Genomic DNA, 16031 nt, shown 5'->3' with positions numbered 1-16031 from the left:
ATTAGAGAATTAAAAAACAATAACGCACAATGAATGAGCAACATAAATACCGCTCCACGGACAAGATGAGCGACCTCATCTGCGACAATTACTCTTTATTGATGGTAATGAGCCGTTTCGGACTGTCATTAGGATTCGGAGACAAAAGTGTGAAGGACGTCTGCGAAGCGCAAGGCGTCGATTGCCCTACATTCCTTGCCGTAGCCAACTTTATCAGCGAAGAGCAATACTCTTACAGAGGCAATGAAAGCGATTTTTCCATTCCCGCCCTTATGGATTATCTGAAGCGTGCCCACACATATTTCCTCGACTTCAACCTGCCGGCCATCCGCCGCAAACTCATCGAAGCCATCGATTGTTCCAGTACAAACGATGTAGCCTACCTTATCCTGAAGTTCTTCGATGAATATGCCAAGGAAGTACGCCGCCACATGGAATATGAAAACCAGGCCGTATTCACCTATGTAGAGCAACTGCTCCAAGGCAGGCTATCGGACGAATACGACATCGCCACTTTTGCCAGCAAACATAACCAGATAGACACCAAACTGAAGGAACTGAAGAACATCATCATCAAATACTATCCGGAAAAGGGGAACAATAACCTCCTGAATGCCGTTCTGTTCGATATATTCAACTGCGAACAAGACCTTGCCACCCACTGCCAAGTAGAAGATTATATGTTTGTTCCCGCCGTAGCACACATAGAAAGGAAGTTGAAAAATGAACCATAACACTTCATTGAAGATTGTCATTGCAGAAACCTCGGTCATCCTACGGAGTGGACTGACGGCTGTTTTAAGGCGTATTCCCAACTTGAATGCACACCCCATTGAGGTTTCTTCGCCAGAATCACTGCAGAACTACATTCACATGCAACCGGCAGACATTATCATCATCAACCCCACTTTCGGTGGCTGGTTCGACCTGCCCGCCTTCAAGGCAGAACACGGAAAATCAGGCGTCAAGTTCATTGCTATGGTATGCTCCGTCATCGACAATAACATATTGAAGGAATATGACGAGAACTTCGCCATGTGCGATGACGTAGATGTCATCACCTCCAAAATCAACCACTTGCTGCACACCGAGGAGGAAGAGGAGAAAGACGGCGAACAAGAAACCCTGAGCCAGCGCGAAAAGGAAATCATCACCTGCGTTGTGAAGGGCATGACCAACAAAGCCATCGCCGACAAGCTCTACCTCTCCATCCATACCGTCATTACCCATCGCCGCAACATTGCACGCAAATTGCAGATACATTCTCCGGCAGGGCTCACCATCTACGCTATTGTAAACAAACTGGTAGAATTGAGCGATATCAAAGACTCCCTATAAAAAATCCCGACAGATGTTTTCCATTCTGTCGGGATTCTTTTTACCATTCTCACCGTGCTTGTAAGAATATGGTCTTCAGCAACTCTGCTACAAGTTCATTGCATTGGCACCTAAAGCTCCCAATACGGCGGAAGCAACAGCTATCACTACCTTCAAAATCTTGTCCCAAACGTTCTTTTTCATAGTCTCAATCTTTCAAAATTAGTAAATACATCTTATCCTAACGGGTTCTCTCCCTGGTCACCGTCGGAACCGCCACCGGAATTGCCACCGTCACCGGCATCATCCTTACCGTCAGTAACTGGTCCCGTCCATTTCTCAAACTCCACCCCCTGAAGCAGGGCACGCGTAGTGCCAATGGCAGCCGGGCGCGTGTATTCCGGAGTAAACTGGCAGCGTAGAGCAGTCACCTGATTGGGATTCACGTCTTCAGATTGAGCCACTCCCTTACCTCGCGTACGGGCCTTCATGGTGAATGTGCCCAAACCATCCAGACGCACCGTACGACTGTTCAGCAGCTGGCTCCTCATCACCGTCATCAGGTTACGGATTACATTATGTACGTCACCCGGAGTCAGGGAAGACTTCTCGGCAATCACCTCAGCCAGCTGTTGCGCATCCACGGCCCTTCCCACTTTCTTCAAACTCAGATGCCAAAGTTTGGCACCCTCTTTCGTCGCCAGAGACGACTGTCTTGCATAATAAAATAAAGGCATACTTTCTTTCTCCTTTTTACATTTTTAATTCAACATGGTTTTTAATCTCGTTTTGTTGATCAACAATGCAAAGATGGGGATATATATGCCTGCAAACAAAGAAAACAGCCTCGCCGAAGCTGTTTTCTGAGATAAGTTTATAAAGCATTGATTTACAGACTTGCAAACAGATATCAGAATTATTCCTCTATCACTATATATTTATCAACATTCCGCATCTCTTTGCTGAAATTGACTCCTACTTTCAGCAGCTTTCTTCCTTCCAACGCATAAGGAATCAGATAACCTTTCTCATCTATTTGTTTCAGAGCCTCTTCAGCACTACCATTCAGTTTAAATTCAAATACATAGATATAATCTCCAGTCTTCACCACTGCATCGGCACGTCCACGGGCACTGCGTACTTCAGTTTCTACAAACTGCCCCATCAGAGTGAACACTATATAGAAGACCGCTTGATAATGCCGCTCGGTACCGTTACTCAGTTCATAGGGAATACCAGCAAAGAATACTTTCAAACGCTCCATGAATGCGTCGACATCACCGAAACTGAGTTCACGCATAAACTTAGCGATGTGAAAACCGGTCTCATCGTCCGTGACATCAGTATAATAAGGTACTAAGAAATTCAAAAAACCATAGCGGACTTCATCATTGGGGAAACCTAAAGTATAAAGTAAAACATCTTTGTCATAATCCTTAATAGTAAGATATCCGCTTTGATAAATCATCGGAAGAGGATTCTTCACCTCAGCACGATACTCGAAAAAAGCGGAAGCCGTTACTTCAACACCATCAATCAAGAGACGCAAATCATAATCACTCTGCTTCAACAAATCCACCAAATAGGTAGGAGTACCTGTCTGAAACCAAAAATTATCCAAAACCTTTGCTTTACATGCATTCAATACGCTAAAGGGATTGAAAACTCCTTCACAATGCGGATAGAAATGATAACCGTCATACTGCTTGGTCATCTTATCCAGTATTGTGTCAAAGTCCATTCCATTGTCAGCTCCCAAACGTTCTATTTCCGGAGTAAATGTACGAACCAATTCTTCTTTGGTAATACCACAAAGAGAAGAATAATCGGGCCATGAACTGATATCCTGCAAGTGATTCAGGTCGCTGAACACACTGACTTGAGCAAACTTGGTAACTCCCGTCAAAAAGACAAAACGCAGATAGCGGTCGGCACTTTTCAGTACTCCATAAAAGGCTTTCAAAATACGTCTGTACTCATCAAGCAGTGTTTCGTCAAGCAAAGTTTGTATCAAAGGTTTGTCATACTCATCAATCAAGACCACTACTTGTCTACCCGTTTGTTCATAGGCACGGCGGATAATACCGGAGAAACGGTCGGAAAGTGTTACCTCACGTTCTTCTTGTCCCCAAACATCCTCCCACAAACTCAGATACCGGGCAAGCATAGAGTCTAAGCGGGAGATGGAATCATATTTTTCCGCATTCAAGTCCAAATGCAACACCGGATATTCAATCCACTCCTTTTCTAATTGCTCAATGGCAAGTCCTGTAAACAAGTCTTTGCGACCTTGAAAGTATGCTTCAAAAGTTGAAATAAGTAAGCTTTTCCCAAAGCGACGGGGACGGCTCAAAAAATAAGGTTTCCCTGTATGAACCATCTGATAAACAAACGCTGTCTTATCCACATAAAGGTAACCATCTTTCCGAATATCCTCAAAAGTCTGTATGCCTATCGGCAATTTACGTATCTGTTCCATTTTAGTATGGTCTTGGAGTGTGATAATAAGTAGCAATCTTTTTTACAAAGATACTTTTATATTTTAAGATGCCCTAATTATCACTCACTAATTTCAATTTTCCAGATACAAGAACAAATATAAAAGCAGCCGGAATCACCTCCTTCGAAGCTTCTTTTTACATTTTCAATTCAACATGGTTTGTTAATCTTGTTTTGTTGTTCAACAATGCAAAAGTGAATATATATGCCTCTAAACAAAGAAAACAGCCTCGCTGAAGCTGTTTTCTGAGATAAGTTCATAAAGTATTGATTTACAAGTCGACAGATTAGGCAAGCCAATTTAATCAAGAAAAGGAAAGCCTATTTCAAATTGATTGATGTAATCCAAAATACCTCTTCATGAAACAGACATAAATAAGACTTAACAAAAGGATGGTACATAGCAGATACCAGTAGCCTGAATCCAGACACATTATATATCCTACGACAATGATTGCCTGCACTGTCATGTAAATAGAAGAAACCATTACATGAGGAACCTTCAGCTCATTCGCCATAATCTGATACATATGCTTGCGATGCGGTAGCCCGATATTCTCATGAAGCATCAGGCGATGAATGATAGTCAGCACACTATCCACACCGTAAACGGATAAAAGGACTATCCAGCTGAAATCTTCCGTCCGGATGATGAGCCTGCCTATCAGGAAAAGAAGGATGAAGGCAATGCTCACCGAACCCACATCACCCGCAAAGCACTTGGCACGTTTGCGGAAGTTGAAGAAACAGAAGACAAGAACGGAGCAGATAACGGTATAGATGAAATCCGCTTCCACAAAAGTAACCACCTCCTTATTGACATAAGCCAAAGCAGCAAGAATGACCAGAGAATAACCGCCGGTTATGCCGTTAATCCCGTCCATAAAGTTGTAGGCATTGATGATGCCCGTACAGACTATCAAGGCTATGACTATCCACCACCACGACAAGGAGAACAGTCCCCACTGATAAAACATCATAGCCATGGCAGAGAAATGAAAAAGCAGCCGTGTCATCTGCCCGGTGGATCTTATATCGTCCACGAAGCTGATGGACGTCACCAGTGTCAAGGCAAGCAGGAACCAGGGATATTCAAAGCCACTCGTCAGGAAATAGGCCAACGCCCCGAAATAGAAGATAATCCCACCACCGCGCAAAGTCACTTTCGTATGGGAACTCCGTTCATTGGGCTTGTCGATGATATTGCACCTGTCAGCCACCCCAAAATAAAAAAGTTCTGCCAAAAACAGCAGAACCAAAACCATCAAATAATACATCATCCGTTTTTGATTATCCAGTAAAACCAAAGCTGAATACATGTAAATCCTAAAGATACAATACCCAGCCCTATCGATATGACATCTAAATATACATTCATTCTATCTTGAAGTTTTCCAATACATGGGTCGGTTTCCATCCCAATTCACGCATCGCCTTTTCGTTACTAAAGGTAAGCGATTCTGTGATTTTCTTCAGTTTCAAAGAATTGACAGGCGCTCTCTTCCCTAAGCAATCTCCTACCAAAGCCATACATTTAGCTGCCCAATAAGGTATTGAGAAAGGCATTTTTTTATTCAGCTGTTTGCAAATAACCGCTTCCAACTCTCTGAAAGAAGGATGGTAACTGTCACACACATTATAGACACCTCCTTTTTCTGCCAACAAAGGAACCAGACTTGCTATATCCTGTACCATCAACACACTCTTCCGCGCACGACTTCCGGCAATACCTAAATATCTTCCATTGCGTATGCCTTGAATCATCGCTCCTAAATTTCCCGGAGGATTACACCCAGCAATCAAGGAAGGACGAATAATACCCAAAATAACGTTGTGTTTGTAGCACCATTTCTGCAAGAACTCTTCGGCCAGACGTTTGCTCATGGCATACGGAGTTGTCCCATCCAAAGGATGCCCTTCTGTAATCTCTTCTCCATACTCGCAACCATACACGGCCACTGTAGAAATAAAGATAAAAGCCCGGGGAAACCCTCTCCTTTCCAATGCCGCACAAAGATTCTTTGTACCTTGCAGGTTTACATCAAAGAAAGCTTGTTTCTCTGCTTCCGTCTTGGGTACAACATGTGCTTTTCCAGCTGCATGAAGAACTATATCATACCGCTCACGTAACTCTGGTACTTCCTGTGCGATATTCACAGTATAGTCATCCTGTGGCAACAGACCTACAGTGGTAACCTCATACATAGCTTCCAAAAGAGGACGCACGTTGTTACCCAAGAACCCGGAGGCCCCTGTGAATAAAAGTTTCATGAATAATCAAGTAGAAAAAATTAATTCAAAAGAAAAGTAATATTAAAACGCTGTTCCGGAGTCATAACAAAATTACTTCCTTTACTACATTTTCGTAAAAATATGTAATAGACAAGAACAGATTACTTCAAACTTGTATATGCCAATTTTGTTTTTTTATTTATGCCACGTCGTTCCTTATCAAAAAACCATCCCCATTTATTCAGATAATAAATAGCCGCCTTTACGTGTATCCAAAACAAACGAAAACTCTTGTGTGATCCTTTTTCAAAAGCATGAGTAATAGTCACTTCCGGATAATACATCGTTCTGTTTTTCTGATAAATACGGCGATTCAAATCCGTATCTTCGCCATACATGAATATTCCTTCATCAAACACTCCAACTTCTTCAATAACAGACTTACGGAGAAACATGAAACATCCGGACAAATAAGGAACATTCATTTCACTTTCATAATCAGCAAAACGCATTTCAAATTTATCATTTATCCTCCTTTTTATGCTTTTAAAGGGAATAAACATACGTCCTATCCAATCCATAGGTGTGGGCAATAGTTTACACAAATATTGTAAATCCCCATTAGGATAGATAATTTTAGGCATCACATTTCCTACATCAGAATTGTTTTCCATATAATCATAAAGTTTTTCCAAAGTTCCAGGAGCAAAAGAAACATCAGGATTTAACACCAAATGATATTTGCCCATTTTTTCCGGATGTCTTAATATCACATTATGACCAGCACCAAAACCATTATTGGAATTCATAAAAATATATTCAAGACGAGAATCTTGTGGGAATATTTCTCTGAGCCTATTTGTAGAAGAATTATCTATTATATATAAAGAAGTCAATAATTGAGATTCTAACACACAAGAAACAACTCTGAGCAATAAATTTTTATCATTTTCATACACGACAATGGAAACTGAAACTTCATGTTTTCTTTTTAATATGTCCATAGGCTCATAACAAAATATTAATCAACAATTGAATTATATAAATTCAGATATTTCTTTGCCATAATTTCACCTGTAAAATGATTCATCACATACGAATAAATACTATCCTTATAGTATTTATACTTACTCAAAATGATATTAACTGCTTCACTTAACGAACCAATGTTTTCTAAATCAAAAAAAACGGCTTGATTTTCATTAAATATTTCATGAAAAATTGGAATATTAGAACAAATAACAGGAACACCAACCATTGCAGCCTCAATCATAGCTAGTCCAAAACCTTCATTACGACTTGGCATAACATATATATCAATGTGTTGCAAGTAATTATATGGGGACTGAAGATATGGAAGAAACAATATTTGTTCATTAACATTATAGCGTCTTGCTAACAACTGCAATGCATGCTTTTCTTTGCCATTACCAATAATTACTATTCCTAAATCTTTTCTTATTCTTGCTAACTCTATTAGTTGATCTATGCCCTTACCTCTATTTATTGCAGCATAAGTCCCCAATAGTGTATAACCATGCTGCTTTAACTTCCAAATTTTTTCTACATACAATTGGTCAGCCGATTGAGAATCATATTCAATGTCAATTCCATTATGAATAACTAAAGAGTTCTCAAAAGAATACAGATTCTTTATTGTATTAGAAATAAAGATTTTCCTATCAAATTTTTTTATATATTTTATCCATAAAGGAGTGAAACAAACCGATATGATACAATTATAATTATACCTCAAATTTCTAAATATATCTTGATGTATTGTTGTTACTATTTTGGCTTTTCTTATTCTATGCTTCCAATGATAAACATATTTATCCGGACGATACATATTTGAGTGAATAATATCAAAAGAATCAAAATCAATAGGGGAATTATTAACGATTTTATAGACAGGACAAATAAAATCCATTGCTTCCGATTCATCGAAATAATACACTGACGTTTCTACTCCATTATAGCACAAATGCTTAATTATAGTATTAACAACAATAGTAGGTCCCAAATTTTGAAGCGATGGGACAATAAATGCAACTTTCATCCTTTCAAACTCAATGATATGCGGCGAACAAAAACGAAAAAAGCCAATATAATCCAAACTACAATCATACTTTTAGTTGCAATCAAAATGCCATTTCTCAAAAATGTAAACATTAATGAACAACAAATAAAAGTATATAGAACTTTTATCGAAGTATTAGAAGATTCTTTAACAAGATTATAAAGATAAGACAGAAAGCCTCCTACTAAAAAGAAAAAGAAAGGAAACAATATTCCAAAATATAAAATAACAGAGGCCTCTCCATTGATTCCACCAAATGGACTCAAATTATACTCACTTACCACTCTATCAAAAAAAAGATATTCATTTTTCTCTGGAAAAACAATTCGAGGTATCACAAAAAGAAAGGTGTCTGTTACATAAGTAAACATTGGAGCAAAAGAAAGATGCCACCCCATCATTATTTCTTTCATCAATGGTACATGTACACCGCATGATTCATATTGAATTAATAAAAAAATCATTCCTAATATATCCACATTTTCAAACGATGCCCCATGCCTTAAAAAGAAAACTAAGCATAGACCTAATAAAACCACCACTCCACCTAATAAAATAAATCCAATTTTTTTTCTAGTCAGACCATCAATATACACCATTTTATATAATAAAAAGAAAATAAGTGGAATGGTAAACATACGAGAACCTCTAAGTAAAGTTACAAAAATCATTACCAACAAAAGCAACTTACTTTTATTGTAACTATTTTGATAATTTAAATACAAATAGAGAAAAAAGAAGAAAAAAACATCACAAAGCATCGTATATACATTCTGAGATTCAAATCCTGCCCCAAAAGATTCAATATAGTCTGATGAAAAAGTACCAGCTCGGAACATTTTAAAAAGCATTGCAAGACCAAGGCATATAAAACCATACATTACATTTTTTTGCCAAAAGTTTAGTGGTAATAAAGATGAGGAATTGCCAATTAAATCTTGGGAGATACTTGATATTTTTACACGTTTTATCGAATCGTGAGTCAACTTACTTCCTAATAAAAAGCTAACAATAGCTATTACATATATAGATAGCAAAGTCCAAGCAGTATGGCTATATTCTGCCAAAATATTATCACTTACATAAGTATATTCCTTATTGATATTATAAAATAAAGTCAAAATCACAGGAATGCCATATGAGAATGATAATAGCAGAAAAAAAAACGTATGTGGGGCAACTCTTACTTTCATCACTTGAACTTTCTCAAAAAGACTATTAAATCACGAATAAGATTGCCGAGTTTAACATTTGTACGATACGCTCTAAGCATCATTATTCTCCAAAAAGGCATTAATGAACAAGCTACTTTATCTTGCAAACACACTATATTTACTAAATTATGAATTTTATTATAAGAATAATTTCCTCCAAAACGCAAATATGTAAAATATTCCTTCATTATAAAATAATTCAGACAATGGATAAAATTCTCATTTCCATAGTATTGTTGTCTTTTATAATATTCAATCGTTCTATTTATAAAATCAATTCTTGATTCTAAAGCCATTTGAGACGGACTATGAGTTACAGAAGATGAATGTTGTAAATAGCCATAAACAATATGGGGTAAAATAACAACCTTTTTAGCTTCATTTATTAATTGTAATGTCACATACGCATCTTCCCCCATCATTAATGTATTTTGATGTATTACATTCTTAAATAAATCTTTTGAAAATAATTTGGCACACAAAGAAAAAGGAAGTTTCTCATTTAAAAGCATAGATGCCAATTCCACAGAAGAACTCTTCACACTAAAATCCATAAGTTGGCTATATGTCAAACATCCTCTTTTGGAAATATTTATAAAATTTGCAACCGCGATATCAGCGGTATACTTTATTACACTATTATAAAGAGTTTCAATAGCATCATTCATCAAATAGTCATCTGCATCAACGAACATAATCCAACTTCCTGTTGAAAGTTCTATCCCCTTTTTACGAGCTATCACTACCCCCTGATTTATCTGTGTCACAAATTTTAAACGATGTTCCTTTTGAGTATATCTAATCAACACATCCTCCGATGCATCTTTACTCCCATCATTTACCGCAATTACTTCAATATTCTCATAGCTCTGAGAAAAACAACTATCCAAGCATTTCTGAAGATATTTTTCAACATTATACACTGGGATTATAATAGAGACCAACGGTTTTGTCATCGGCAAATTTTATTTATTAATTCATTAAAAAGGATATAACACTCTACTATTATCAGATTAAAACATCTCTAATCTTCAGTTGCTCTTTTTAATCATATTTTCCAACTCAACAAATGCATCCAATCGTGTTTTATAACAAATAACAATATACGTTATAGGGCAAACAATTAGAGAAATTACAATAGAAAGCAGTGAATTGCTAACATAACAACTAAAGAATAAAGCTTCACACATAATAAGTAATGCAAGCAATAAATAAGGCAACAATTCTTTCAATTGCATTTTAAAACCATAGTTTAAAAGTTTTTTTGTGTAATAAGTGTTCATATATAAAGCTATAAATGAATAAACCACTAGCCCTATACAAATAAGCACCAAATTAAAAAATAGCGATATTGCCAAGATTATAAAAGCAATACTTTTTTTCACTATTTCTAATTTCAACACCAAGTCTGAACGTCCCTTCACATTCAACAAATTCAGATTCACTGTTACGACACAATTCCACAGATATGAAAAACATAAAATTTGCAACAGTAAAACACAATCTATCCAAGTCTCAGTCAACAATAATAATATCAATGGCTTAGCTATGCCACATAGTCCCAAAATTAGAGGAAAAACTATTAAAGCAGACATTTGTATATATTTCTTATATACATTAATCAAACGCTCATCGTCATTTTGTATCTGACTTAATATCGGAAAAGAAACTCTTGACAATATGCCTGCAATATTCGAACTCGTAAACTGGGCAAACTGATCTGCTCTTGAATAAAGTCCTAAACTAAACGTAGAAAATTTCTTTCCTATAACCAATGTATAAAGATTAGTATATACATTGCTGATTAATGAAGCAATCAGCAATTTAGAGCCAAAAGAAAATAGTTTATTAAAAGAACTGAGTGAAAAGATCCAAGAAGGAAACCATTTTACATAATAAAAACTCAAGAAAACATTCACCAAAGATGAAATAAACATTTGGATAACCAAAGCCCAAACTCCTAATCCTTTCCAAGCACATAAAGCTCCAATAAGCCCTGAAATACAAGCTGCTCCAAAAGAAATTTTAGACTGAGTCTTAAAATCAAGTGCTATTACAAGTTTTACTTTATTCACAGCAGCTAAAGAATTTATTACTAAGGTTATAGAATAAACTCTCGTAATAGCGATCAACAACGGCTGATTATAAAATGAAGCAATAAGAGGCGCTCCACAAAACAACAAAAAATAGCAAAAAAAACTGATAGCAAGATTAATATAGAAAACAGTAGAAAAATCGACTTCATCTCTATCTTGCCTCTGAATAAGAGCCGTTGAGAAACCACCATCAATGAATACTTGAGAAATCGAAATGAATATGGCCAACATCCCTATTAATCCATATTCATCAGGAGACAACAAGCGAGCTATAATAATTCCTAATACAAACTGAACAATTTGTACTGAGAAACGCTCAATAAAACTCCAAACAACCCCATGTACAGTTTGTGATTTCAAACTCACACTCAAATCCTCCCCAAAGATTTTAAAAGGTCATCTATTGTATTATCTGCAACTTGTTTTCCATTAGGAGGCAAAAGATATTCCTGATAAAACTTCTGACGCATAGACAACATCACATCTTGTCCATCAAGTACAATATCTTTTATGAAATTAATAATATCATCTTGGCATTTTCCTATATAATGAGCCTCAATTGCCTTCCTACCAAATTGTGATAAAGTGTCTGTATAAGCCTGCTTGTCTTGAAGCACATACATTACAGGTTTTAAAGAATAGTGATATTCCACAGCAAAAGATCCACAATCGTGTATCATCGCATCAGAAGTCATAAAAAGATCCTTAAACTCATCTTCATCCAATTGGGTGTTTTCCAATGTATGCCAAGTTGAATAATATGCATCCGCTCTTTCTTTTCCCCATTCCGGATGCAAATATAATTCCGTCAACAAACGAGGATGTGGTTTGAACGCCAATTGTAAACAGTCAGAATAACGAAACGCAATGTCCAACATTAAATCTGCCATCCACAAAAAATTAGAATGGCACACAAAACTACGTTCTTGAGAAATAGTAAAATGAGGTGCCCAGATAAGGCGCTTCTTCTTGCTCTTCTGCGGTTTCCAGACATCAATAGGCGGTTCATTCAAAAATATATCCGCATTGGGATACCCCACAACAACCACATTTCTACCACGATTAAAAGACAATTGTATTGCATCCTGCCGATGTAATTCTGTCGAATAATATAATTTCCACGCAAAATTATGGAAAGCCATATTATACGACCATTCCCCCAAGACAGTCCAAAAGGCATATGGATAATAGCATAATAATTTATCATAAAAATTAGCACTATCATATTCCGGTCTAAACAAGCTCTTGTACGGTTGAGGGTAAAAAAGAATATCCGGCCTCAAATCCTTACGAATATCAATACACCTTTCTGATGCAAAATCATAATCTATATAACAAACTCCATGTTTCTTAAAATAATCTCTTAATACTTGGATATCTTTTCTTTGTTGTTCATCTGTAAACGATATGCAAGGAGCTAATACTATATATACACGAAAATGACGATTTTGCATCATTCTTTCATAAAGCGACTGATAACGCCACATTGAAAGACACATTGCAAAAAAAACAACTGTAACTTGATTCTCCTTTTGTAAACGACGCACGCAAACTTCATGCCTATATTCCATGATTCGTCCAAAGAGGATATAACATTGCTTTTTACAGCAAAAACGAAGCTTTTCCCAAAAACACCCCAGTTTCATGTCCTCAAAATCTCTCACGTACTAAGATTGGTTGCCCCTCAATACAATCAGCTTCAGGTTTCAAACAGAAAGATATCATATTTGCAACCACATCAGGCTGCATTATTGAACGAGGATTTTCATCTGGAGCCAATATTTTTCTTAACGGAGTAGCAGTTCTTCCCGGAGCGATAACAAAAACTTTTATATTATACTCAGCCAACTCTTCAGCAATTGCCGATGAAAAATTAATTACACCACTTTTAGCAGCAGCATACGCACTCCATCCCGGTCTTGGGGTAAGCCCAGCTGTAGATGCAATATTTACAATTTTACCACCTGTTTTTTTCATTAACAATCCCATATATTTTACACATAAGAAAGTTCCTGTCAGATTTATAGAAATCGTCTTTTCCCAGTTCTCTAAGGTTGTAGAAAAAATTGGCTCCGGGTCAACATAACCTGCACAATTAATCAAAGCATCAATATGTCCGAATTTCTCATTAATAAAACACAATAAATCCTTTACTGATTCTTCGGAACTTACATCTACATTTTTGCAAACAGATTGTTCTGACAATACCGATAAGACAGCTTGATTACACTCAATAGTACGGCTTGTCCAAACAACAATATTGCCTTCTTGCTGCAACTTCAAAGCAGTTTGATATCCAATACCAGAGCTGGCACCTGTAATCACTATTACTTTTTTACCCATCTTTACTTTATAAATTTAAAAGTCTATTGACCATTTCAATGTCTAATTGCGTAGTTATCTTTATATTAGATTCCCGACCTTTCACTAATTTTACCACATAACCATAATGAAAAGCCATCATTCCATCTTCTGTTGCCTGATAATTATCAGCTATAGCCTTCTCATGCACATCTTTCAAAACTGAAGTTTTAAATAATTGAGGTAATTGAACATTATGCAAAAACGAACGATTCAATTCTCCAGTCATGACATCTGTTCCTTGTACTACCGTAAACTTAACAGGAATAGTAGGTATTATTGCATCTGCCATTTCCGTATTCAATATTTCAGCCACAAACTCTTTAGATATAAGAGGGCGAGCTGCTTCATGAATCAATACTCTATCAGTTTTTACATAACTCATTGCCTTAGATACAGATTCTTGTCTGGTTTCTCCACCAATAGAATAAACCACATTAGGTATATGATACATATCAATATATTTCTTATATACATCTAAACAATCAGGATTGCAAGTAATTATCAATTGATCAATTTCTGGTATTGCAGAAAAGATTTCCAATGAATAGATAAAAATAGGTTTTCCCTTAATTTTCATAAATTGTTTGGGATACCCTAATCTAGTACGTGTGCCATTACCAGCAGCTAATAAAATTACATCCATAATTTACATTTTATATAAGAGTTGTTAGAAAATCATAGTTTTTCAACATTCTTTCTATACAATCTACACCAAATACACATACGCACTTTATCTAAGAAAATAGCAAGAAAAAAAACAAATAGTATAAACAATGTAACATGTAATAGAAAGGAACATGTTGATAGATTATGAAACCATTCAAAAATAAGACCATCATAAGTTGCCGCACCAAAACGATTAGAATGCAACAAATAAACAGCAAAACAAGAACATGCAATCCAATTCACAAACCGACTTTTCAACTGGATTTTCGTAAAAAATAAAAAGAAATATATTGCAGAAATTATCACCAAAGGTGAAGTATAATTATACAAATGACCTACCAATGAGATATTACAATAAACAAGTATCAAAACTACAAATGTGGTAAACAATGCAATTATAATATATATCATCAAATCCCAATAATATGCCAACCTCCAAATTGGTAAAGGATATAATCGTATATAACGTGCCAACATATACAATCCTATAAATGAAATTGATGAATATCCTGTCTGAAAAAAAGCTGCACCATTAGGAGAAATCCATGCATAAACTGTCTGAAACAGATAAAAAGATATCAGAAATATTTGAACTTGTTTCTTTGAAGCATTTTCAATAAAAGAATTAATAACGGGAGCAAATAAATATAATCCCATATAGGCTTTAACGAACCAATAGTCCCATTGTTTCAATAGCAATATGCTTGCCCCCCCGACAATGTCAGACATTCTTCCGGATTAACCAACGAATACACGACAAAAAGAAAGATTGAAAAGAAAAATACTTGAAACAAGAATTCCCAAAGTCTATCCAATTTAAATTTAATACCATACCAACCTGAAAGTAAAACAAAAACATTAACACTTATAATAGAGAAGCTTTCCGTTAAAAAACGAAAGCTAGAAGAAAATGGATTCGTTTGTACTTCTTCAAAAACAGGTATACCCAATGCTCTAAAATCTGCATGTACTACCATGACCAAAAGCATTGCTATAATGCGCAATAACTCCATATTAGAATCACGAACATGCTCATTTTTCACTACATTTATCACTTTCAATATATTTAAACTTGCAAGTATTCAATTTACGAATGAGGTTCCAAAAAGTATTTTTTATTTATTAGCCTTAAAACAAGTGCTTATCATTTGCTTTCTACTCTAAACAAATCACTATACTACCAAATAATCATTGTAAAGACAGATAGACCGTTCTGGAAAAGAAACAAAATGAATACTTACATGAAGATTTTTATTCCACTTCCTCCCACGGATAAGGATTCTCCACCACATTCTGAAACTCATCAACAGCCTCCTGCTGTTCGGCAGTCAGCAATGGAGCATCCCAAGAGGCAATGATGGAACGGGCTTCCTCAGCCAAAGGCTCATCGAAAACCTCTCCATAACAAGCAGTGAGCAGACGAAGTTTCAGCAAAGATGCGGGAAGAGTATCAAGAACATCCCAACAACGGTTCAGAACCTCCTGAACATGCTGCTGTTTCTCACCGTGGTCGACAAACGAGGCGCTGTAACCCATCAAAAGAGCGAGACAAACATTGGCCTG

Annotated in this window: 17 protein-coding genes; 2 read left to right on the top strand and 15 right to left on the bottom strand. The window is 36.3% G+C overall.

Annotation, left to right across the window (positions count from 1 at the left end):
* Positions 1-29: 29 nt before the first annotated feature.
* Positions 30-734 carry a hemerythrin domain-containing protein gene (locus M1B78_RS06135; protein WP_136010733.1) on the top strand — a complete coding sequence of 235 codons (705 nt, stop codon included), beginning with the start codon at positions 30-32 and terminating at the stop codon, positions 732-734.
* On the top strand, positions 724-1338 hold the full coding sequence (locus tag M1B78_RS06130) for a LuxR C-terminal-related transcriptional regulator (RefSeq protein ID WP_176469147.1): 615 nt from the start codon (positions 724-726) through the stop codon (positions 1336-1338). Before M1B78_RS06135 ends, M1B78_RS06130 begins: the two co-directional genes overlap by 11 nt.
* A gap of 87 nt (positions 1339-1425) precedes the next feature.
* On the opposite strand, the gene M1B78_RS06125 is transcribed toward M1B78_RS06130, so the two are convergent.
* From M1B78_RS06125 to M1B78_RS06055, 15 genes are all read right to left on the bottom strand, one after another.
* A complete protein-coding gene (locus M1B78_RS06125) occupies positions 1426-1521 on the bottom strand; it encodes a smalltalk protein (protein ID WP_168354333.1) in 96 nt (31 codons plus the stop codon).
* Between the two features lie 32 nt (positions 1522-1553).
* Positions 1554-2054 carry an HU family DNA-binding protein gene (locus M1B78_RS06120; protein WP_136010735.1) on the bottom strand — a complete coding sequence of 167 codons (501 nt, stop codon included), beginning with the start codon at positions 2052-2054 and terminating at the stop codon, positions 1554-1556.
* A 179-nt stretch (positions 2055-2233) separates the two neighbouring features.
* Positions 2234-3796: an ATP-binding protein gene (locus tag M1B78_RS06115; protein WP_136010736.1), complete on the bottom strand. Its 1563-nt coding sequence runs from the start codon at positions 3794-3796 to the stop codon at positions 2234-2236.
* 346 nt (positions 3797-4142) lie between these two features.
* Positions 4143-5093, bottom strand: coding sequence for an MraY family glycosyltransferase (locus tag M1B78_RS06110; RefSeq protein ID WP_257930656.1), 951 nt, complete (start codon positions 5091-5093; stop codon positions 4143-4145).
* 97 nt (positions 5094-5190) lie between these two features.
* Positions 5191-6087 (bottom strand): NAD-dependent epimerase/dehydratase family protein, encoded by an 897-nt coding sequence (locus M1B78_RS06105; RefSeq protein WP_257930573.1) that lies wholly within the window; start codon positions 6085-6087, stop codon positions 5191-5193.
* 122 nt (positions 6088-6209) lie between these two features.
* Positions 6210-7052 carry a glycosyltransferase family 2 protein gene (locus M1B78_RS06100; protein ID WP_257940183.1) on the bottom strand — a complete coding sequence of 281 codons (843 nt, stop codon included), beginning with the start codon at positions 7050-7052 and terminating at the stop codon, positions 6210-6212.
* Positions 7053-7069: 17 nt separating this feature from the next.
* A complete protein-coding gene (locus M1B78_RS06095; RefSeq protein ID WP_257930575.1) occupies positions 7070-8107 on the bottom strand; it encodes a glycosyltransferase in 1038 nt (345 codons plus the stop codon).
* Positions 8104-9321, bottom strand: coding sequence for a hypothetical protein (locus tag M1B78_RS06090; RefSeq protein ID WP_257930576.1), 1218 nt, complete (start codon positions 9319-9321; stop codon positions 8104-8106). Before M1B78_RS06090 ends, M1B78_RS06095 begins: the two co-directional genes overlap by 4 nt.
* Positions 9321-10298 (bottom strand): glycosyltransferase family 2 protein, encoded by a 978-nt coding sequence (locus M1B78_RS06085; protein WP_257930577.1) that lies wholly within the window; start codon positions 10296-10298, stop codon positions 9321-9323. The genes M1B78_RS06090 and M1B78_RS06085 overlap by 1 nt, the downstream gene beginning before the upstream one ends.
* A 75-nt stretch (positions 10299-10373) precedes the next feature.
* Positions 10374-11804: a lipopolysaccharide biosynthesis protein gene (locus M1B78_RS06080; RefSeq protein ID WP_257940182.1), complete on the bottom strand. Its 1431-nt coding sequence runs from the start codon at positions 11802-11804 to the stop codon at positions 10374-10376.
* Between the two features lie 2 nt (positions 11805-11806).
* Complete coding sequence (locus tag M1B78_RS18745; RefSeq protein ID WP_136011435.1) at positions 11807-13102, bottom strand: CDP-glycerol glycerophosphotransferase family protein; 1296 nt, start codon at positions 13100-13102, stop codon at positions 11807-11809.
* Entirely contained in the window at positions 13089-13781 is a 693-nt protein-coding gene (locus M1B78_RS06070) for an SDR family NAD(P)-dependent oxidoreductase (RefSeq protein WP_257930579.1), read from the bottom strand. Before M1B78_RS06070 ends, M1B78_RS18745 begins: the two co-directional genes overlap by 14 nt.
* A gap of 7 nt (positions 13782-13788) precedes the next feature.
* The gene (gene ispD / locus M1B78_RS06065; RefSeq protein ID WP_136011437.1) at positions 13789-14445 is read right to left on the bottom strand and encodes a 2-C-methyl-D-erythritol 4-phosphate cytidylyltransferase; all 657 of its coding nucleotides are present in this window, start codon (positions 14443-14445) and stop codon (positions 13789-13791) included.
* A gap of 712 nt (positions 14446-15157) precedes the next feature.
* The gene (locus M1B78_RS06060; protein WP_148356368.1) at positions 15158-15523 is read right to left on the bottom strand and encodes a hypothetical protein; all 366 of its coding nucleotides are present in this window, start codon (positions 15521-15523) and stop codon (positions 15158-15160) included.
* Positions 15524-15719: 196 nt separating this feature from the next.
* Positions 15720-16031, bottom strand: a 312-nt coding sequence (locus M1B78_RS06055) for a UpxZ family transcription anti-terminator antagonist (protein ID WP_257940181.1), incomplete at its 5' end; no start/stop codon positions are given.

This window comes from Bacteroides muris (ex Fokt et al. 2023), assembly GCF_024704895.1.
GTDB lineage: Bacteria > Bacteroidota > Bacteroidia > Bacteroidales > Bacteroidaceae > Bacteroides > Bacteroides muris.
Note: the sequence above shows the minus strand (reverse complement) of the source record. Positions and strands in the feature narration are given on the sequence as shown.